The sequence below is a fragment of the Pedobacter sp. BMA genome, from assembly GCF_001027745.1.
In the GTDB taxonomy this organism is placed as follows: Bacteria; Bacteroidota; Bacteroidia; order Sphingobacteriales; family Sphingobacteriaceae; genus Pedobacter.
Map to the genome: position 1 here is coordinate 363624 of NZ_LECU01000007.1, position 23166 is coordinate 386789.

Consider the following 23166-nt stretch of genomic DNA (forward strand, 5'->3'; position numbering starts at 1 on the left):
ATTCTTTTACTGCCAGCCGATGACCAGGAGAACATTACCCTAACTTTTCCAGAAGTTTTCTGCATATTGTCTGGGAGAATTCCCGATACCATCCGCACCCGTTGCCGAACAATTCCGCAAGGTTTCCCGAAGCCCGGCAGGAGGTTTCCCGAACACTTCCCGAAGAGCTCCCGAACAACTGTCTTATTTTTGTCTTATTGTCTTGTCCTTATATAGCTATACAATATCAAAAACTGAATTCTATTTCTGTTATTTCCACTTTGAAAAAGCAAAAAAAAGAGGTCCCGAAATGGTGACCTCCCTCCTAACTAACAATTAAATTTATTTAATTTTGCACCTTTATATCAACATTTAAAAATATGCCTCGGGTTGAGTTGTTGCTCGAAATAGAGTTAACATAAAATGCCCCATACTTTCCTTCTGGCGTTAGAAAGTAAAACAAACTGCCGGCACCAAGTCCCGTTGTGATTGATTTAATGGTAGGTTTTGCGCTTTTACCTGCGGTAATAATCTGAGCACCTGTCCTTAATGCTGTAAAGGCTGAAGCCTGGCCTGTTTTGGGTGCCGCAACTAAAGTCGCCCTCTTATTTGTCCATGAGCTCATGTCGTAGGCACTAAAGGGCATTGGATTGGCATCAAGAGCATATACATTATACAAATATCCTGTAATAGCACCGCCTGTTCCTATTACTGGCGCCCTGTATAAGCCCAAATCTATCTTACCAGTATTATCTTTTCCATTGTTATACGTATATAATTGACCATCAGTTAGTGATATATAGGAATTTGAATTTTTACCGACGGAGTCGGGAATAAAGAATTCCCTTGATGCCCAATATTTATAATCAGGTAAAACATTAAGGGTGATAGTCTTATATCCGTCTCCCAGGTAAATCCCTCCTTTATCAAGTGCCCAAACCCGGTAAGAAATTTTTCCTACACGTGTGTCCATCTTGATTTTAAAAATTCCCGAAGCTTTTCTTCTTTGCGAATCATCAAGAGTGATCTTAGTCGGTATTGCAGAGGAGGTTTCAAAAATACACGCTGCATACATATCGGTTTTAGCAGACTCAATATTATATTCTATATATACACTGTCTCCAACGTTTACATCTTTATAGTCAGTTACCGCATACTTGCTGTTGGCAGTGTAAGTGACAGTAACATCAGAAAACATGTTAAATATGTTTTCTGTTTCTTTTTTACACGCTGAAAAAAGAAGCGCAGTCATAAAAAACAGACCGAGGTATTTTATATTTTTTTTCATTTTGACTTTATTAAAGTTAACAACCAGGCTACAAAGGATCGAATGTGCCCCCATCCCATCCAATGGTTTGATCCAGAAGCGGGCTTGAATTCATAAATGTTGAGGGCAAGGCATAAAAGTAATAGGTATCCAACACAGCAAATCCAGTGGCACCCTGATTTACATTTGATGTGGAAAAATATTTATCAAATGTGGTTCTGTCATTGATGTTAATCCCTTCCCGAAAACGTATCCCGTTGGTACCTACAGTTTCCAGCTCTGTTTTAAGGGCAGTGGTTTTAACAGTCCATTGAATCGTTTGCATGTTACCTGATAACAAGTGATACTGACGCATTCTGCGTAAATCAAATGACCGTTTTCCCTCAAAGCAAAATTCAACCATTCGTTCATTAGTGATCAACGAACGCATTTGCTCTTTTGTGGTAGCCAGGTCCAGTCCATAATTTTTAGTACCGGCCTGAATACCAGCTCTTATTCTGATTAATTTTACCAAATCCTTTGCCTCCTGCAGGTTTCCAACTTCATTTGCACATTCAGCGTAATTCATGATGACTTCCGCAAAACGAAGTTCTACCCAATCCAAACCATTACCGCCGTAGTCATTTGCATAAGCTACAGATCCCTTTGCAAGATCCGGATCACAGAATTTTTTAAGGTAAAAACCCTGCGGTGAAGCTTCTGTAATGCCGCCGGTATAACACCACTGCCTCCTGGTTGCTGAACCACTTAGTTTCCAACTACTGCCGTTATACGCTATAGTGGCATCTAACCGTGGATCTCGGTTAACCCAAAACAAAACCGGGTCATATGTAAAAGAACTTCCCTGACCTACAGGTACACCATCTTTCATTGTATAGGCATTTACCAATTGAAGGGTTGGATTAAATGCCGAAGCATTTCCACCCTCTTCCGTTGGGCGGCTTTTTTGTTCCACATTTTGGCCCCGCTTAGCCAATTTTGCAGAATAAGAACGCACAATGATCGCTTCCGGGTTAGAAGTACCCTCTTTTAAAAAGATGTCTGAATAATTTGGCATTAAGGAAGCCCCGGCAGTTTTGCAAATTTCATAGGCTTCTTTATTGGCATCATAAGCCTTTTGCCATCTCGACTGGTCGAACGGGTGTGCAGAAATTGTAGTCGGGTTAAATTGTGGGCTTGCCCAATAAAGCAAAGCCCTTGCTTTTAGTGCCGCTGCAGCCTGACGGGTAAATTTACCTCGTTCGGTTGCATCTGCCCAGGTTACGCCCGTGAGCAGCTTCATCGCTGAATCCAAATCGCTTACTATTGCCTGAAAGCAAACTGATGCTTTTGCTCTCCCTGACAAGGTAATATTGTCAGGATCCTGGGCAGTTAAGACTAAGGGTACACCGCCATAAAGCCTTACCAGTTGAAAGTATGTTAGTGCCCTTAAAGCAAAAAATTGTCCTCTTAATTTATCCTTTGAGGTTTGCGATAAGGTCCCCTTCGGTATTTCTGCAATAGCCGTATTACAACGGGCAATATCAAAGTACCTGTTGTCGCCCTTATTTCCCTGATATTTTGTTGCAATGTATTTCACATCATTAGAGGTTAGCGTACCGTTTACTCCAATCGCTTTACGCATAATGGATTCTGAAGAGGAATATTTATCTTCATCGCTGGCATAAATGACATTATCCGCGGTTACTTCATAGGGATAGTCTGGCATGGCCACGTCATAGGTATCATTCAATAAAAATTGTATTGACCCTTCATTATCCCATATCCTCGAATCCATACCGTTACGGTCTTTCAAATCGAAAAAATCTTTTTTACAGGAAGATATTAATATGGTGAGCACCGACATAATACCAATGGCGAATGCATATTTAATTTTAAAATTCATTTTGGCTTGATTTACGTTAACAAACATTAAAGACTTACATTTAGTCCAACTGAAATGGTTCTTAGTGTTGGATAATCATAAATGGTTGATGAATAGGGATCTTTGTAGTCTAGCGGATTTACGATTGTCCAAAGGTTATTGCCGGCTACAACCAAACGCGAATCGCTTAGTCCAAGTCTGCTGGTTAATGATTTAGGCATTTTATAGGTCAGTGTCATATTATTAATCCTGATCATGGTTCCGCTTCTTGCCCAAAAGGTAGAATTCCAGCCAGCAGCGATTGAAGGATCATCATAACGGGGAAATGCTGCATTCGGATTTTCAGGGGTCCAGTGGTCTTTCCAATAGGCCGGAACGTTTACCGTATTGCTGGCAGGTGCTTTGGATTTTGCATCGAAGAAAACCTTACCTCCGAAACGGGTTACAAAGTTCGTTGCCAAACTGAATGATTTATAATTTAAACCAACATTAAATCCAACACCAAAACCATTCGTGCTCTTAAACATAAGGGTCTGATCCTTTTCCGTTATCTTACCATCACCGTTGGTATCCTCGTAGTACAACCATCCAACCTGTGGAACTGAACCATTAATGGTGTAAGTAGGATTCTTATTTAAAAAGGCGTCTACTTCAGCCTGACTTCTGAACATTCCTTTGGATATCAGGCCATAATTAGATGAATTGTATACATTCGGGTTGGTACCAAACTGATATTTCAAATCAGGGTAGGTGATATCCCATAACTGAAACTGATTGTAGAACATCCGATCAATCCGGCTATTGCCAAATCCGAACATTACGTCGGTAGATATGCTCCAGTCTTTTGCAAACCGGGTTTTGTAGCCGATGGAAATTTCATGACCCCACGCTGTTCTCTGTTGATAGTTTACTATAGGAGCTTCGAAACCAGCGTACATCGGGAAGTTCTCATTATTTCCTTTATCGAACATATCATAAGAGTATCGGTGGTAAAATTCATAGGTAATATTCAGTTTGTTATTAAATAAAGAGGCATCCAATCCGAGATTCATTGTTCTGGCTTTCTCCCAGGTGATATCCGGATTAGGCAAGATGGACGGGTTTAAGCCTCCGTATAAAGTTTCATTGTACGAATATCCATTAGGATCGACTTTATATCTGGATTGCCACAAACGTGCATCCACACGGCTCTCCCCTACCAAACCATAATTAGCCCTAACCTTCAGGTTATTTACCACTTTCACATTCTCTTTGAAGAAGTTTTCCTGACTGATTACCCAGCCTATGCCTAAGCTCGGGAATAATCCCCATCTGTTTCCAGGAGCAAAATTAGAAGAGGCATCCCATCTGGCAATTGCCTCAAGTAAGTATTTTTTATCATAATCGTAATTAAAACGACTAACGTATGAACGCTGTACAGATTCTCCGAAGGTATTCTCCTGCATGGTAAAGGTAGATTGGTCGAATCCCCAATACTGATCTATATTTGGCAGGACCTGATTTCTCCAGTACACTGTTAATGATTCACTGTTACCTTCAGATTGATCAAATGCAGCCATTGCAGATACAGAATGTTTACCAAAAGTGCGGCTGTAATTTAATGACCCAATAGCCTGATAGCTTGATTCGGTAGTTGTTCCTTTTAATAATAAGGTGTTGGCAACCCCAACTGCTGTAACAGAACCAATGGACTCATTGGTGTATAACAATCCGTTTTGCCCTGTCATTCTAAAATTATACACGGTGTATGGTGGCACATATTGTCCGCTGGTTCCGCCGCGGTTATTTTTACCGAACCGTACACTCGCTGTTAAGCCTTTAATGAAAGTGGGACTGTAGTTAATGGCTGCATTGATATTTAAACCCTGCGATTTGGTAAAAATGTTATTCCCTGAATTAATAACTGCCAACGGGTTAGTTGTACCATTATAATTTACCGGCTTACCATCAATTTGTATAGGCACCCACATGGGAGTGGTAATTAGCTGCTGAAAAAATGCCTGATCATTCTCACCTCCATTTTTATAAGTATCGCTGTTTTTTTTATTGAAATCAAAATTCAGTGTTACATCTGCAGTTAAACCAGGTAATATCTTTGCGTTCATACCCGAACGAAAAGCGTATTTATTATAGGTAATACCGCCATAATTACCGGTTTCATTGTAATAATTTCCACCTGCGAAAAAGGTAATTGCTTCTGATCCGCCTGACACATTAATATTATGCCGGTTTGTGGTAGCAGTTTGCCACAATTCATCGAACCAGCTTTTATTGGGATTGTTTTTCAGCAATTCCAGATCTGCATCAGAAAATAAAGAAGATGTCGCCGCATTTTTGATCTTGTTCGCATCATTAAGTAATGTTGCATGTTCGTAAGCACTCAACATTTTAACATCACTCGTATTATCCTGTATGCCAACATATCCAGTGTAACTGATTTTGGGTTTGCCAGTCTTTCCCCGTTTCGTAGTAATTAACACAACGCCCTTTGCGCCTGAAGCGCCGTAGATAGCCGCAGAAGCATCCTTGAGGAAAGAAATATCTTCAACCATCGACACGTCGATATTGTCAAATTCATCTCTGGAAACGGTAATACCATCGATTACATACAATGGCTCGGATGTAACACCATATAATTGTGATTGTTCAGAAGCAGTGGAGTTACGGATATTCAAAGTAATGGATGAGCCTGGCTTCCCTGAAACAGTATTTACACCAACGCCCTGAATTTTGTTCCTCAAAGCAGCTGCGATATTTGGAACTGGTAAATCCTGTATTTCTTCTGCTTTTATGTTGGCTACTGAGCCTAAAATTTCAGATTTCTTTTTTACACCATACCCCACTACAATAACGGCATCATCATCCAGATTCTGTGAATCTTCGGCAAGGTTAACCTGCAAAGTAACTTTCCCATCCAATGGCACCACTTGTCTGACATAGCCAATATAAGAGAAAACCAATGCATCAGTGGCCGGATCTGCGTATAAGGCGAATTCACCTTTATCATTAGTACCAACGTTGTTGGTTTTACCTCTAATGCCAACGCTTACCCCAGGGATGGGCTGCCCGTCTTTCTTGTCTACTACCTTGCCTCTGATCTGTTTCTGCTGTGCAAAAGCGAAAGTTGAGGCAAAAAGCAGCACCAACAGAGCCCGGGAGGCTCTGCTCAAAATTTTAATTCTCATAATAGTTTATTTGGTTAGTTACTGTTTTTTCTGGTTTTTAGTTTGCTTCAGCCGCTTTCGCCTTCCGCCTCTTCTCCCACTCTACGCCCTCTTTTTTCAGATCATAGCCCGCAGCTGATAAATAGTTGTTGATCCGTCCTTTATACTTACCGAACCAGGCATGCTTTTTATCCGACGACTCTGCATCCATTGCCCGCTCGCGTGCCTCGTTAAGCCAGGTAAAAATCTGTTTTTTCTGATCTTCAGTTAAAGTCAGGATTTCTTCCTGATAGGCTTTATAAGTATTGGGCATCACATTATAGGTCATACCGTTTTTCACCCCTTCAACCTGCTCAGTAGTTAATTGAGCAGAAAGTTTGCTGATATACTTTTTGTGGAGTTTTGCCAGCTCGGCATCAGTAATACGGGCTTGTTTAGCCAGGGCAGAATCGCGCTCAACCTTATTATCTTTCTGCTGATCCTTAATGGCTGCAACTTTGGCATCGCGCGCGCTGTAAATATCATTGAGGTTACTGTACTGATCTCTGATTACATTTCTCACCTTCTCTGCTTTTCCGGCATCTTTAACACCAAGATTGGCTACTATTTTATCAGCACGCTCAGTAATTACCTTTTGATAAGCAGCCTTATCTTCAATCGCGTTGTTCTGGGCAAAACTTACAGCTATACTGGAGAAGGTTAACAACAATGCTAAAAACGATACTCTCATAATTTGAATTTTATTGTGAATTGAATTTTGGTTAAATTGACGTTATTGCAAATGGCAAAAACGGCTATCCGAAACTAGTAAAATTTCTTTGTGTTTTATGCTCTATTATTTCATTAATAAACAAAAAATTTATATAAAAATAATTTGCCGGTTTATATTTTGGTTAGGGCCTAGCGGCCTTTCTACAAAACTCAACAATCCACAGTCGTTTTTAATGATAGTTTTTATCTAATTAATATAGGATATTACCATAATACGTTTTAACTTTAAGGCGTCAACCTGTTGCTTTTGAGCATAGAAGAACCGCTAACCAGATATTTTTAAACCTAACGCATGAAACCTCATTTTCACAAAGTACCCATTACCCTGCAAAGTTCATTCAGCATCCGTCACGATATTAAGCCCGACTTCGGAAACATCTGGCATTACCATCCCGAACTGGAACTACATTATGTAATTAAAGGCGAAGGCGTACGGTTTATCGGCGACAACATCAGCAACTTTGAACCAGATGAAATGATTCTCCTTGGAGAAAACCTGCCGCATACCTGGAGATGTAAGGAAGAGTATTTTCAGAACAATCCGGATTTAAATACTGAAGCAATGGTGATTCATTTTTTGCCCGACTGTTTAGGCAAATATATTCTTACCCTTCCCGAAGCTTATCTCATTCCAAAATTATTTGAAAAAGCAAAAAGCGGTATGGTGATCAATGGGAAAGCAAAACACAAGCTGGTCGACCTGATGCGTATGGCTGTTGATGCGACCAATCTCGACAGGATCATTATTTTGCTGTCCATCATTAAAACGCTTGCAGAAACCGAAGAATATGATAGTATCGTTAGCGGAAAAAATACATTTTATCAATCCAACGAGTCGGAAACCGTAAGGATCAATAAGATTTGTAATTATACGCTGAGTAACTATAAAAAAGACATTACGCTTGAAGAAGTGGCTTCACTAAGTAACCTGAGTGTCACCTCCTTCTGCCGCTATTTTAAGCTCATGACTAAAAAGACCTTTTACGATTTCCTGATAGAGATCAGAGTAAGCCATGCCTGCAGATTATTGGTGGAGAACAAGTTGCCAACAGAAGTGATCTGTTTCGATTGCGGTTTCAATAACGTATCTAATTTTTACAGGCATTTTAAGAAAGTAACGGGCATGACGCCCCTGGATTATAAAAGGAAGTATCTCAATTAAGATGTTCTCACATGTCTTAGGTGGTTCAAAAGTTAATACATTCCGTGGCCGCTTTGTTTCCGTTACTATACGAAAACCTCAATATTAAGATCGCTCCTGAGCGCGGCATAATCCGCATACAGTTGGTCTACATTTTTGATTGTTGCCGGTGTTACCTTCCCCACATTCCTGCGGGTAAAGGTACCGATATTTAAACCCCTTTTCTGAAGGAAGTATTTTGAAACTAAAGGATAAACCTCATGCATCACCTCCATATTTTTGATCAGAAACTGCTGCACAACTTGCACTTCATGCTGCAATGCCGCACCGTTATAGTGGTCGCATAGCCACACGATTAACTCGGGGAAGTAATTTCCCTGGATACAAGATAAACCAGAAGCGCCTGCTTTTAAAGATTCAACTGCATGCCCCATATAGGCATCATAAAGCCCAAAAGCATGTCCTTTAGTTAAAGTGAGCTTTTGCCTGATCTGATCCAAATCGAGACAGGTGTCTTTATGGTAAATCACTCTTCCGCTAGCTACATATTCAGCCAGTTGTGATGGTTTTAACACCCTTTTGTAAGGTACCGGACACTCATAAAAGCCCAGGGGAATCTCACCCGTCTGATTCAGCAAATCGGAGACCCGGTCATCCAGTACTTCATCAGCTTCATTTTCAGCTGCCAGTAAACTGGTGATGACGATTACAGCTTCCACACCTGCGTCGCTCACCTGTTTTACAAACTCAGCCTGCCGGGAAATTGCGCCACCAAAAGTACCTGTAGCAACTACAGGAACAGCGCCATCAACAATTTTAACCACATGCTTAATGGCCTGCAACCTCTCCTTCTCATTCAATTCAAACATCTCACTCGAGAGACAATTTGCAAACAGACCCGAAGCACCCGCCTGCAGATAAATTTCTGTCAATTGAGTAAGTGCAGGATAATCAATGTTGCCATTGCTTAAAAAAGGCGTGAGCATAACCGGGATGAACCCCTTTTGTGAGTTTTCCATTGTAATCTGGTGTTAACTATTGTTTTATTTTATTACCCGGCTTTTGCAGTTGCCCGGGTCAGGTGTTAAGCTTTTTAACTTTCGTAAGGGAAACGCCAACCAGAAATATGGTTAGTGTTCCCACCACAATAATCATATTCTGATGTAGCGGATTTCTAAATGCCTCATATTCCTCAGGTAACAGTGAAGAAAAAGTCATCCAGATAATTACCAGTATCCCTATCAAGGTGGCAATAATTGCTTCATGGTTTTTGCTTTGTTTACTTACAATCCCAAGCAGAAACAAGCCGAGCATACCCGCAGCAAAAATCCCCGATAGCTGCCACCACATGTCCAATATACTTTTCACACCAATCATGGCAATTCCAGCCAACATGCCCAGTAAACCAAATCCAATTGTGGCCACGTGCAACATCGACAGGTTTTGTTTCTCAGTGATATCCTTTTTAAAATAGCGTTTATAGATATCAACCGAAAATACCGTCGCCGAAGCATTCATGCCCGAGCTGATGGTACTCATGGCTGCCGATAAAATGGCGGATACAATTAAGCCGACCAAGCCGACCGGAATTTTCGTTACCATAAAGTCCGGCATAATTTTATCGCCGTAATCTGCAGGCTGCAAGGCCTGCTGAACCCTTAAAATCTCCGCTGCCGAAGCGTGTAAAGGCAAACGTTCTACCGCTACCTGATGTTTGATAGACTGTACCAGATCAGGGTTAACCTCATAATAAGCAAACAGGCAAGATCCTATAATAAAAAACAACAGCGAAGCGGGAATATATAACCATACACATAACCACACCGACCGGGACGCAGCTTTAGCTGAAGAGGCCGTGTGATAACGCTGAATATAGTTCTGATCCATCCCAAAGTTATTCAGGTTAATGAAAAAACCATACAGCAGAACCACCCAAAAGGATGAGCTGGTGAAGTCCATTCTAAAGCTACCCAGACTAAATTTATTGGCCGATTTCCCAATTTCAATTATCCTATCTACCCCCCCGTCCATGTTGCGAACAATCAGGTAGAGAATGAGCAAAGCACCCAGTGTTTTAACAACTGCCTGAACCACTTCTGTCCAGATCACTGCTTCTATTCCCCCCAAAACGGTATAGAAGATAATGCAAATGCCCATTACAATCATAATCAACTGCATGGAATAACCTGTTAGGGCCTGCAGACTCAGGGCAATTCCAAAAAATATAGAACCCATCCTGGCCAGTTGCGTGAGCAAGAAACAAATTACGGCATATACCCTTGCCCATGCGCCAAAGCGCTTTTCCAGATGGGTGTAGGCAGATATCTCTCCACTGCGGCGGTAAAAAGGCACGAAATATTTCGATGCCACCCATGCGGCCAGCGGCATAGAGATACTAAATACAAATGCATTCCAGTTGCTCCCGAATGCTTTTCCGGGAACCCCTAAAAAAGTGTTGCTGCTTAGAAACGTAGCATAAATGGATAAACCTATTGCCCATCCGGGAATGAGGCCCGAGGCTTTTGTAAATTGCTCGGTATTTTTATTTTTTCGCGAAAAATATACACCAACTAATATCATCCCAACAAGGTAAATGAAGATAATCGCCAGATCGAATACAGGAAGACCTCTCATTAATTGTTGGCTCGTTTATTAATTTGGTTGAAACAAATATGCATGGCTAAATATCAGCATTCATATAAGATTTTCGCTACATCTTATACCATATTATCTTATTGAACATCTAAAGCATCAATGGTCAGTGCATTAGCATCTACCGCAACCACACTCACCTTATAGCTTCCGGCGTTAATCATGCTGCCGGTATCGGTGTTCAGGTAGTTCCACTTGCCCTCTTTTGTGGCAGCAAATTCCAGTTGTACAGTTTTCATTACTGTCCCGTCGGCAGATGAAAATACGAGTTTAGCTTTTAAAGGTTTATCGGACGGATTATGATATTTGATCGTTAATGAGTAGGTATCTGCTACCCCCACCTGAATGCTCCATTCCAAGATACCTCCACTTGCTGATTTGAAAGTTACACGAGGTTTGCCCATCAGTTCAGCTCTAACAATACTGGTTCCCCTTAATACCGCATCGGTTGCTTTGTAAGAAGTGACCGTTTTTAAATCATAGGCAGGTGCAAGCTCACTTGGTGGAACAATTACCACATTGGCAAAATCTCCCTGTAAATCTATCTCATCATCTTTTTTGAATCGTTTTCGATACACGTTGAAGTGATCCCCAACACTGTTTACAACCTGCGTTTTAGTATCTTCATAAAGCTTCATGCTTTCAGAACCAGGGCTGCTCAGTACAAATACATCTGCCTCCCGGTTCATTTTGAATTTAACTTGTCTTTTTGAAGCGGCAGACTTAAACTGAATCCACTCTGCGCCATATAAGTTTGGCGGAAGTTGGTTGAAAGTTGCCCTGTTACCGGCATACTGCTGATCGCCGACATCCATCCAGCTTTTTAACTGATATTCATTACTTGCACCGGGTTCAACAATCTGATTACGTTGATCGGCCACTTTAACCTGCTGATCTGTTGTAGCGATGGCAATGGCCGAAATAAGTGCCTGTCCCACTTTAACCTGAGGAAAAGAAACCACCAGCTGCCCGCCTTTCACGAATGCCCTGACGGTTTTTTTTAGCACTTTGTTTGTTCCTGCTTCCTTCCAGATATCAAGGTCCTTTAATACCACCCGATTATTGATGGCTACATCAAACAGCCTCATTTTTTCGGCATGCATGCCGCCACCAATACCCAGCCAGGGCTCAATGAAATATAGCTCTACCAGATACTCCCCATCGGCGGGTACAGGAAAACTGAACTTTAACTGATCTCTGCCATATCGGAAAGATTGAAAAAGCTTCCAGTCTGAACTGCCCTGAATCGGGGAGTATGTTCTTCGCTGACTGGCAAAAAAAGCTGGTACACCCGGGAAGGCATCTGTCCACGAACCTGATCCATACTTTTTTCCATCAGTGCTTAATTGCTGATCGGCCAGCCATACGTTTCCGGACGCATCCTGATAAGCGGGTCCGCCACAGTTTAGCCGGTACAGGTATTGATATCCCATCTGCGGTGCTAAAACCGTAGTCTTTTCCAACAGACGGTTAAAGCCGGGCGATGGAGGCAGGTCATTCAAAACGATCTGATCTTTCGCAACAGCCTTCCCATCCACATATCCCACAGCATACAGTACATTATATTTAATTTCTGGTTTATCCCATTGGAAATGAGTGCCCACAATTCCACGTTTTTTCCTGCCTAACGACTGACCGTTCACATCATTGAAAAGCTCTACCTCATCACAGTTTGAATACACAACAATACTATCCTTAATGCCGGGCTTAGTCCAGCGGTTTGGCCAGGTATGCGAGATGATATACACCATCGGCTCCGTCTTCTTCGACGCATAATTCGCCCTGAACATATAAAATACGTCTGTCGGTTCCTCCCAGGGAGTGTACATCCCTTTGTAATTTACCGGTCCAACCCGGTCCAGGTCTCTCAACCCCTCGCCTCCCTGTACCCTTCCCGGGTTATCGTGCGAGCTGTATAGCCAAAAAAAGTGACCAGCAGTTTTATCTTTAACCGTTTCAGCCAGGCGGACTTTGGTTTCCATCAGGTCGGTCATCTTGTTTTCTGTATAGCCTTTACCATTGGCATCTGTATCATGTAGGTCGATGGTTCTCCAGGCACCATATTCACCCACCAGCACTTGTCGCTGCAGGTCTTCGCCATAGCTTAGCGGATTTCCACCATAAGTCCCCGTCCAGTTTTGCGGAACGTCCCAATCTGTACCCTTACCTCCATTACAGGTGGTTACTTTTCGCTGCGATGAGGCTGTCGGATCGAGTTTTCTGATTAGTTCGGTACATTCCTTTGCAAAAGCTTCGGGCAGGGTACTTTCATTTTCCAGTCCCCATAGTACTACTGCAGGGCTGTTGCGGCGTTCTTTTACCCATTCGGTTAACAACGCTTTGAAATTATTCCGGAATGCCGGAGTATCATACCAGATGTGCGCGGCCATTTGTGTCCAGCATAAGATTCCTTCCTTATCCCAATATGATGAGTACAATAAATTATGAGGCTGATGTGCATCGCGAAAGGCATTGAAACCAGCAGCTTTAATCTGCCTTACCCTCGATGAAATCTGTGCGTTTGAAAAGGCATGGCTCTGCCCGATTAAATGTTCATATTCGGCAATACCATTTATAAATACCGGCTTTCCATTTAATAGAAATACTTTCTGTGAGGCCCTATCGCCAATGGGCCAGCTGATCCAGCGGATGCCATAGGGCGTGTTAACTTCATCAAGTACTTTGCCATTTTCTGATAGCGTGGTTCTCAAGGTATACAGGTATGGATTTTCCAGAGACCAGAGCTGAGGATCAATGATTTTATCCGTCTGCTGACTGAGCTCGGTTTCCTTGCCTGCAGGGATACTAAGCACACTTTTCAAAGACTTCACCACCTTCCCACCAGCATCAAGGAGTTGCGTGGAAACGCTTATTGATCTTGACTGGCCACTGTAATTTTTAATGGTTGTCGCGAGGTTCAAAACCGCCTCTATTTCTGAAATCCGGTCATCATTCCAGATGTGCACACCAAAGGGCTGAATTCTGACTTCATTTGTGGTAATCAAATGCACCGGGCGGAAAATACCCATGGGTTGTGAGCCTTCAGAAAAACCGCGTTCTGTAGAACAGCCTCCATCTACCCAGGGTAAATCCTGAATATTGGCAGGGTGATCGGCACGAACAGCAAGAATATTTTCCTCATTGTTCAGTTTGATTACTCCGGTAACATCAAGTGTGAAAGTGGTTCGTCCACCTGCATGATAACCAATCTTTTTTCCGTTCAGCCATACGGTGGCATAAGAACCTACGCCTTCAAAATAAAGGAATTGTCTTTTTCCCGCACCAGATTCATTGCTTTTGAAAGTTTTACGATACCAGGCATAACCATGTTTATTGCCATGCAGCTTGCGCTGATAGCCCTCGTACTGGTCCCAGTTGTGCGGAACATTTACTTTTTTCCAGTTTGCCGGCCGATAATGCAAGCCTTCAAAACCCTGATAGGCCTGAATATTCTGCTTATCAGCTATGCTTAGCCAATCTGCGTTTAAAGAAATATCTTTCCTCGTCTGGGCATTTAACCCGGCCGCTGAAAACAACAGGAAAATAATCAGTAACCTTTTTGTATTCTTCATCGTTAGTTAAGCTTCAAATCCCCGTTCAACCGGTATTTCCCACCAGCCTTTGTATCAAATTCAATGTTCTTATCCTGGTACTTCACCTTGCATTTTCCTCCGGCCGTTGATTTCACGACCAATGAAATCAGGCGCCCTTTATCCCAGCTCAATCCCAGCTCAAAACCACCACGGGCGCGTAAACCGCTAACTTCCCCGTTCGGGATATCTGTTGGCAAAGCAGGCAAAATATCCAGGTAGCCCTGGTGGCTTTGCACCAGCATCTCTGCTATTCCCGCTGCACCACCAAAGTTTCCGTCAATCTGAAATGGCGGATGGGCATCGAATAGGTTCACATACGAACCTGCACCACCATTAGCCGGTTTCAGGAGCATCTTGATCAGCTTCATGGCATGGTCACCCTCTTTAAAGCGTGCCCAGAAATTGATTTTCCAGGCCAGGCTCCAGCCCGTGGCCTCATCTCCCCGGTAAATCAGTGATTTTCTGGCGGCGTTCATGAGCTTTGTATCCTGGTCCCAGGTAATGTCATTTCCCGGAAACACCCCCCATAAATGCGAAACGTGCCGGTGTTTGCTGGCTGTATCATCTTTATCTTCGAGCCACTCCTGCAATTGTCCGTATTTCCCAATCTGGTTTGGCGCAATTTGTTTTACTTTGTCTTCCAGTTCCTTTCTGAAAGCGGCATCGACATTTAGTAAACGCGAAGCGGCTATACAGTTATTAAATAGCGAACGGATAATCTGGTGATCCATTGTTGGTCCGGCTACCAGCCCCCCGTTTTCCGGAGAATTCGACGGTGTACTGATCAGCCAGCCTGTCTTTGGATCCTTAACCAGGAAATCTTCAAAAAACAACGCAGCATCCTTCATCACCGGATAGGCCTCATTTCTTAGAAAACGCTCGTCCCTGGCAAACAGATAATGTTCCCATAAATGTTCGCTCAACCAGCCGGCCCCGGTTACCCAAATGCCATGGTTGGATGCATTAATCGGCGCAGTACCGTTCCATATGTCTGTATTGTGGTGCAACACCCAGCCCCGGGCGTTATAATAATCTTTTGCGGTTTCAGCACCCTTTGTTGCCAGTCCCTTTATTTTTTGAAACAGCGGATCGTTTAAATCAGCAAGGTTCAGGTTTTCGGCCGGCCAATAGTTCATTTCCAGATTAATATTGGTGGTATACTTGCTTCCCCATGGTGGACTCAGTAAATCATTCCAGATCCCCTGAAGGTTTGCCGGTTGCGTACCCGGCCGGGAACTGGAAATGAGCAGATAGCGGCCATATTGCATATACAAGGCGGCAAAAGCCGGATCACTGGAGGTTGCAAATCTGATTAAGCGTTCATCAGTAGGCAGTTTTTCATTATCCGACCAGCCGAAATCTATTTTAAAACGATTGTAGTAAGACTGGTACTCACGAATATGGTTTTCCTTAAGCGTTGCGTAGCTTTTCCCTTTTAAAGATTTCAATGCTATAATGCTGGCTTGTTCCGGCTTACCGGAAACATCACCTGCATTGATAAAGTTAGTTCCTGCGGTTAAAAACAAAGTGGCCTCATCAGCCTTGCTGATCATGATTTTATTGCCCACAACCTTTACATTGCCATTCCTGGTAATAATCATCAGACGGCTTTCCCCCTTCAACGCACCGTCTTTTACCTGCACCTTCAGTGCGATAGTATGCTGATCGAGCATCCTGACCGAAGATTGCGGATGAACGCTGGAAAATGAGGCTTCAAAGCTTACAGATCTTTTGGTATCGGAGGTCAAATGAACCACTATTGCCTGGTTAGGCTGACTGGCGAAATAGCTCCTTTCGAAATGAACGTCATTTACGGTATAGGAGGTTTTGGAAATGGCCGTAGTTAAATCAAGTGAACGCTTGTAGTTCGAAACAGCTGCTTTGCCGTGATGGAAGTTTAAATCTAAATCACCAAAAGGTTGATAGCTGGCCTGATATTGCGGTGTTGCGGGTGGGCTTGCATTCTGAATTTTATACTTCCAGGTTTTAACCAGGGAGATTCCCTGACCGACATTGCTTCCTGCAGGATAAATCCCGATAGGTTTGGTGGTATCTTTATAACCACCTATGCCACCACGATCAGCGTAATTGAATACCTGAATGGCTATTGTATTTGTTCCGGCCTTGATCAGCTTTGCCGGAACTGTATATTTTCGTGCATCCGGTTTATCCGTATGGCCAACCAGTTCTCCGTTAACATAGGTGAAATCCTCGTCGAAGATTTTGTTTAAATCTAAGGTCAGCTCTTTACCTACCCAGCTTTCTGGCACATCGATGCTCGTGCGAAACCACACTGCCCCATCCAGGTTTTGTAAGCCCACAGTTTCCCAGCCCTCATAACTCGGAACGGCCAACTCTTTCCAGTTTTGATCATCAAAACCGGGAAGTGCAGGATTGCCTTGAATGCCTTTTCCGGCTTTCATTTCCTCTACCCAGGCAGCCTTATTGCCTGCTTCACTTTCCACCCCCATAAACTCCGCCTGCGCCAAAGTCTCGGCCTCTTTCTGCTTTCCTTCCGCTAAAAGCTTCCTGATTTGAGCAAGATATCGCGAAGCACCTTTCTTATTGTAATTGCGGGGCTTACCCGTCCATAATGTTTCTTCATTGAATGGAATATGATCGTGGTTTACACCTCCGAAAATCATTGCGCCTAAGCGCCCGTTTCCGATAGGAAGGGCGTCAGTCCATTTTTCCGCAGGTTTATTGTACCACAGTAACTGATTCCCATCCTGGGCATTTGCCTGAAAAGTGAGCCACAGGCTGCAAATTGCCAAAACATATTTCCGTATTGCAAACCTCATCTCTACTGCCCTTTATCACCAGAAATTACATTGACATTTTCGGTCACATCGCCATCTTTTTTAACGGCTGCCTTGATCTTTCCAAAGTTGTTATTGCCTAAGGTGATATTTTTGGTGGTCTTCCCACTCAATTTAAGATAGGTTGCCGTGGCCGGAACGGGGAAGGCATTATAAATAAAAGCATCGCTTACATTCATCAGATCCACCACTGCCGCCGTGTTCGGTTTATAGCTTTTGAAGCCGTCAACAATCAACTGGGTTAAATTCAGGGCTTTTAGTGCAGGGCCGATTTCTGTGTTTACCGTAACGTTATGGAATTCAATCAGGTTGGCATTGGATATGCTGAATCCCGTTTTAGCCTCCATATTGATGTCGTTGAAAGTTACGTTTTCAATTGGCATCTCCTCCAGGCCATTTAAGTAGCCTGCCTGATTTACCTGTCCGGTGATATTGCTGAGATGAATATTCCTGAATTTTGGAGTACGCTCAGAAACCGGCTCGACATTGGTTTTAGCATATTGCATATCCAGTACGATAGCCTGATCTTTAATATTTTTCATGATAATATTACTCACCCTGATTTCTTCCACGATGCCGCCTCTCCCTCTGGCGGTTTTAATTCTGATGCCACGATCAGTACCATCAAACACGCAGTTTGAAATGGTTATTTTCCGCACATCGCCGCTCATTTCACTGCCGATTACCACACCGCCATGACCGGATAGCATGGTACAATTGGTGATCACATAATTTTCTGCAGGAACAGCCATCTTACGTCCGGGCTCATCTTTACCCGATTTGATGGTAATACAGTCATCACCTACGCTGATGTGGCAATCAGAAATGTGCACATTGTTGCAGGATTCAGGATTAATCCCATCCGTGTTTGGCGAATGTGGATTATTAATGGTCACCGCGTGAACCTTTACATTTTCGCAAAACTCCGGATTAACTGTCCAGAATGGAGAATTTCTGATGGTAATGCCTTCAATCAACACATTTTTACAGAACATAGGCTGTATAAACGGCGGACGGAGGAAACCGCGTTTCATTTGCTTCGGATCATCCGGAAGCACAATATCTTTGTTGAGTCCGTCGAAAGTGGTTTGCCATTTCGAGCGCGGCTGGCCTTCCTTATAGCCTTCAACGAAATCCCACCATTTCTTTCCGTGGCCGTCGATTAGCCCCCTTCCGATGATGGAAATGTTCTCGGCTTTATAGGCATAAAAAAGAGGTGAAAAGGATGTGACATCAACCCCTTCATAACGGCTTTTTACCATGGGCAGGTAATCGTCAAAATTATCGCTGAAGTGCAGCTCCGCTCCGGCATCAATCAGGATGGTGATATTGCTTTTCAGATGAATGGGTCCTGTTAAATATTTTCCCGCAGGGAAATAAACAGTACCACCACCTGCTTTCGAGGCGGCTTCAATGGCATTTTTTATGGCCGTTGTGGCCAGTTTGCTGCTATCGTTTTTAGCACCGTATTTTAAAACATTGTAATAGGATTGTGCATTGGCAACCACTGAAGTGGTTAATAAGCTCATCGCTATACAAAAGATTGTTACCAGCTTTAATTTCATTGTGTGTTTTCGATTAATCCATTTTCACTTTTAGTGCCTTCAAATCTTTGCCTTTGTAAATTTCTTTTCCATTGGCAAAAATCAGGAAACCCTTTCCCTTATTGTACCTTTTTCCGGATTTATCCCATAACACGGTAATGCTCGTTCCGTGGTACGACAGGTTATCCAATACAAACCAATCCCACTGGTTTTTTGGAATCAGCGGGGTGATTTCCAAAACATTATCTGCACGGGGCTTGATCCCAATCAGGTCATTAATCACCAGATCATTAAAAGTAGAGTGGTTGTAAAAGCTGCTTCGCGGGTTATCCCCTTTCAACCATTCACCGGTTTTTTCATCCTGATATTCACCAATGTAAGGTTTCCCGTTTTTTACGTGCGAGGCAGCATACTGGTGCAACTCCTGGTAAAATACCCGGGCATTCATTTTGCCATGATTCTTATAGTTGGTTAGCAAATTAGCTAATCCCTTCAGCGTTTGCGAACTGGCAAAGGGCCAGAGTGCGCCATCCCATTCACAACTGTGTCCCGTACCGCGGGTCCTGAATGTAGGCTCCCTTCTTTCTGCTGTGGTAAGGCCCCAGGTCGCTTTGAAACCCGCAGTATCCAGTAACTGATCCCAGGCTTTCGCATAGACGGCCTTATCATCAGGTAAATTAAAGTCCCATGGGGTAAAGCCAATCGCCTCCCTTACAGCTGATGAGCCTCCTTTTGCCTTCCTGGTTTCAAAGAAATTTTCGTTGCTATTCCACAAGCTGTCTTGTACCAGGCTTTTGATCCTTGCAGATTTTTCCTGGTATTTTAAGGCCATTACTTTATCACCCATTAAACTGGCAATCTTATTCAAAGCCACTGCATTGCCGTACATATAACTGTTTATGGTTGGACGCTGATTCTGGTCTTTCCTTGAACCGCTAACCGATTCTTCCATCCCATCTTTTACATCATTTTGCCAGAACAAACCGTTCTTAAGCTGGCGCTGCTCTTCCCACTTGGCATAATCCAGATCCAGCGCAGGAAGAATCTCTTTTAAAAAAGCCTGGTCTGGTTTTACCAGTTCATTCTGGTAAACCGCGTCATCTACCCAGCTGCTAAACTGGTGGAAGCGTTGTTTGCTTTCCCCAATATCTGCTTTGTAAAGCCAGAACTTAATATAATCCTTTAAGTAGCTATTGTCTTTCAGCCATCTTCCTTCATAAATATGATGCCCCAAAGCGCAGCTGATGGAATTGTATTTCCCTGCATGCTTTACCGGCTCAATGAACTCGGTGAAGATAAATCCATCAGGAGTTTTCACCAGATGCTTGCGGTAAGTCCACCAACGATAATAATAGTTTTGCTCCAATACGGAATCAGGACATTCGAACATGGGTGCCTGATCGGCCAGCCAGGTAAAAGCCTCGCTGTTCGGCACAAAATTTTTTACCGCCTCCGTATCAATTGAGTTAAAATAATCGACATACTTTTTAAGTTTGGATGTGCCTAAAATAGCCGATTGTTGCGCAAAACCGCTAATTGTTAACAGCGAGATACCTGCTGTAAATAATATTTTCTTTGTATTTATCATTATTCAAATAACCAATCTATATCCTTACCTCTGCCATCTAAACCCGCATTGAAAATGCGCAATTCCTGGTTATCATCAATAAAACCCAGCACCAGGCATTCCCCTTTACCTAAAGTTAACGTATGTTTTCCGGCCGGGAAACTATAAGCATGCACATTTGCCGGCGGATAACCATTCAATACCAGCGCGTTTGAGATTTTAATCTCCGATTGTCCGTAATTATTGGCACTCGCATCTGTTTCCAGTTGTGGTGGCGCTAAGAATTTTGCATCTTTTTGATTAAAGAAGCCGACCAGCAGCTTCACCGGAATCTTAGTCTCGAAGCTGATCTCCGTACCAGATTTCAATTGCCTGGTTTTAGAAAGTCTGATCCCTTTTAATCCGGTCAGCTGGTCTGCGACTTCTCTGATGCGCACCGAGCTGTCGGCGAATACGATTGTCTCTTTTTCAACTGTGTAATTTTCTAATGGACTGATCAGCTTTACATCCGCGTTTTTATAAGGCTGAACCGTTGCAATACCCGCCCCTTTTACCGATTTCAATGAATCAATACTCCTTTTAAAATGTTCCAGCTCTTTGGTAAATACCGGAAGCATCTCTTTCCAGTGGATAAATGTTTTATCTACGCCACGCATCGGGATTTTCCGCTGTTTGGTTTGCATGCTGTTAGCATACAGGTAGCTCCCTTCGGTGAGTTTCACTAGTTTAGCATAATGATCTACACTGTTTTGCAGGAAAGGTAAAGCCTGTTCCAGATCAGTCACCTGGTTTGAATATTTAAACCGAAGAATCCAGAGCGCAGCTTTCACCTTTTCAGCATAAAAGTTCGCCATTTCATCATAACAATACATGTCGTTTTTTAAACGGTTGAATTCTTCCACATCTTTTCCGGCCTTCACTTTATTGATCGATGCCAGGGCATTTTTGCCATGTACCACTACTTCTTTTGCAATCTGCATGGGTGTTTCACCAATGTGACCCTGTTTCTTCCATTCCTTCTCTGCATAGTCAATGATCATTTCACCTTCAGGCGCTTCCGATTCATACATCAGGGTAAACACACCGTAACGGTAGGGATTAATCAGCTGCGTCATCAGCATACCAAGTGTCAGGGTCTGGCGGTTACCATCGGTTATACCATACCTGCGCAACAACTTGGGCGAAATCTCTCCAGATTCTTCGTAAGCATTTAATATTTCTTTGCCACCGGCCAGATCCGTGCCGTATTTCGATGCCAGTTCTGCGCCCCAGTAATCGATTTCCTTTGTACGGTCGCGCTGCGAATTCCAGGAATAGCGTGCCCATTCCTTATACCAGATCCAGTCCCTGTCAACCTCTAATAATCTGCCATTCACTTGGTCAGCAGTATATGGCCAGTCCCAATAGCTTGCCTGTGGATATAAGTGTAATCCTTTGGCACCATAAATTTTGTTCATGGCCTGTACTGACTTCTGAATAAAATCTGCCGAACCATACCTGAAGGGCTCCAGGTTTGCCAGGATATGTACATTTGAAATGTTGATGGTACCAATGGCTGCCAGTTTTCTGTTCAGCTCTGCCCAGGCACCACGGGGCTGGTAGGTGGTTAATGCCTCTCCGTTAAATTTGTTTTCAGTATATAAATTTTTGTATAGAGGCAGTGCCGCTTTCATTACACTGGGTGCATCCGTATCATGAGCGCGGAGTACAATGGGTGGCTCCTCTTTTATGCCCGCAGCTTTTAAACCATCTTTTACACCTGGGATAATGGTTTTGGTAAACCAGTCAATATCGTCTTGCCCCACACCTTCCATGGCCTCGCCTAAAGCCACCATTAAACCAACGTTAGGATATTTTTCTACAAAAGCCGTAATGGACTTTTTGGTGTAATCGGCAATTAAAGGAATAATAGGCCGGTTGCGGTCCTGCGTTTTCAATCCGTGCTTATCGGCAAATGGCTTTGGGATAATGATATTGTAAAACATCTGGATCACCCAAATACCTCTTTTGTCTGCCTCATGCGTCAGGAACTGAAAAATCTCCTCATTTTTCTTTAAAGTCGCTTCATCCACTTCCACTGCATAAGGATAATCTTTTAGTCGCAATAAAGAAGAAAATGGGTGTCCGTTCCATAGATAAAGCGAATTGTAACGGTTTTCCACCATCATATCCAAATACTTTATCCATAGTTTTTTATCATATAACCATGGGAAAGTCTCCTCCGTGTAGGGGTATTCATATACATCGTGACCTGGGAGGTAATCTGGTTTCTGCAATCCGATGCAAGTTCCCCTGAGCACCATCTCCGGACGATCAGTGAGATTGATCTGCAACGGCATTTTTTTTGTTTTCTTTACCTGATCAGCGAGTTCCATACAACCGTACAACGCTCCGGAAGCATCGTAACCAATAATATAAATGGTACCGTCTTTCGCGCTGGAAACGATAAAACTTTCTTTTTGCTGAACGAGCTTACTGAGAATCGCTTTGGGAATCGCTGCCACGAATGCCTGATCATCTATGGTTCCAATAACGATGTTATTTTTTGCAGCGACCGGTTTCGGTTTTTTTTCAATGCGGTTACTGATACCGATGGCGGTTAAGCTTTTCGACAGTCTTTCTGCGCCAAACTGAACACGTAACTGTTGCCTGCCGGAAACAATAATGGTTTTCTGCAATGGAATGGTTGCCCCTGAACAAATTGAAACGAAAGATAATAGGAAACAGAAAGCAAAAATCAGGAATTTTCTCATTCGGTGTGGCTCTGATAAAAGACTAATCGAATCCGATCAGCATTATATTTGG

Annotated in this window: 12 protein-coding genes; 1 reads left to right on the plus strand and 11 read right to left on the minus strand. The window is 43.0% G+C overall.

The window, feature by feature from the left end:
• Positions 1-325: 325 nt before the first annotated feature.
• From AB669_RS17905 to AB669_RS17920, 4 genes are read right to left on the minus strand one after another with little or no spacing between them, the layout of a single operon-like run.
• Positions 326-1267, minus strand: coding sequence for a hypothetical protein (locus tag AB669_RS17905; protein ID WP_047800701.1), 942 nt, complete (start codon positions 1265-1267; stop codon positions 326-328).
• Between the two features lie 28 nt (positions 1268-1295).
• On the minus strand, positions 1296-3131 hold the full coding sequence (locus AB669_RS17910) for a RagB/SusD family nutrient uptake outer membrane protein (RefSeq protein WP_047800780.1): 1836 nt from the start codon (positions 3129-3131) through the stop codon (positions 1296-1298).
• A 26-nt stretch (positions 3132-3157) separates the two neighbouring features.
• The gene (locus AB669_RS17915; RefSeq protein WP_047800702.1) at positions 3158-6295 is read right to left on the minus strand and encodes a TonB-dependent receptor; all 3138 of its coding nucleotides are present in this window, start codon (positions 6293-6295) and stop codon (positions 3158-3160) included.
• 37 nt (positions 6296-6332) lie between these two features.
• The gene (locus AB669_RS17920; RefSeq protein WP_053058465.1) at positions 6333-7004 is read right to left on the minus strand and encodes a DUF3826 domain-containing protein; all 672 of its coding nucleotides are present in this window, start codon (positions 7002-7004) and stop codon (positions 6333-6335) included.
• Positions 7005-7337: 333 nt separating this feature from the next.
• Between AB669_RS17920 and AB669_RS17925 the strand changes: the two genes are divergently transcribed.
• Positions 7338-8207, plus strand: a complete 870-nt coding sequence (locus AB669_RS17925; protein ID WP_047800703.1) for an AraC family transcriptional regulator — start codon at positions 7338-7340, stop codon at positions 8205-8207.
• Positions 8208-8272: 65 nt separating this feature from the next.
• On the opposite strand, the gene AB669_RS17930 is transcribed toward AB669_RS17925, so the two are convergent.
• The 7 genes from AB669_RS17930 to AB669_RS17960 all read right to left on the minus strand — a co-directional run bounded on the left by AB669_RS17930 (position 8273) and on the right by AB669_RS17960 (position 23114).
• Positions 8273-9205: a dihydrodipicolinate synthase family protein gene (locus tag AB669_RS17930; protein WP_047800704.1), complete on the minus strand. Its 933-nt coding sequence runs from the start codon at positions 9203-9205 to the stop codon at positions 8273-8275.
• Between the two features lie 58 nt (positions 9206-9263).
• Positions 9264-10820, minus strand: a complete 1557-nt coding sequence (locus AB669_RS17935) for a sodium:solute symporter (protein WP_047800705.1) — start codon at positions 10818-10820, stop codon at positions 9264-9266.
• 98 nt (positions 10821-10918) lie between these two features.
• Positions 10919-14410 (minus strand): malectin domain-containing carbohydrate-binding protein, encoded by a 3492-nt coding sequence (locus AB669_RS17940; protein WP_047800706.1) that lies wholly within the window; start codon positions 14408-14410, stop codon positions 10919-10921.
• A 2-nt stretch (positions 14411-14412) separates the two neighbouring features.
• A complete protein-coding gene (locus tag AB669_RS17945) occupies positions 14413-17232 on the minus strand; it encodes a glycoside hydrolase N-terminal domain-containing protein (protein WP_047800707.1) in 2820 nt (939 codons plus the stop codon).
• A 2-nt stretch (positions 17233-17234) separates the two neighbouring features.
• Positions 17235-18779 (minus strand): glycoside hydrolase family 28 protein, encoded by a 1545-nt coding sequence (locus AB669_RS17950; protein ID WP_231582708.1) that lies wholly within the window; start codon positions 18777-18779, stop codon positions 17235-17237.
• 49 nt (positions 18780-18828) lie between these two features.
• Complete coding sequence (locus AB669_RS17955; RefSeq protein ID WP_047800709.1) at positions 18829-20382, minus strand: glycosyl hydrolase family 65 protein; 1554 nt, start codon at positions 20380-20382, stop codon at positions 18829-18831.
• The gene (locus AB669_RS17960) at positions 20382-23114 is read right to left on the minus strand and encodes a hypothetical protein (RefSeq protein ID WP_047800710.1); all 2733 of its coding nucleotides are present in this window, start codon (positions 23112-23114) and stop codon (positions 20382-20384) included. The genes AB669_RS17955 and AB669_RS17960 overlap by 1 nt, the downstream gene beginning before the upstream one ends.
• Positions 23115-23166: the final 52 nt, after the last annotated feature.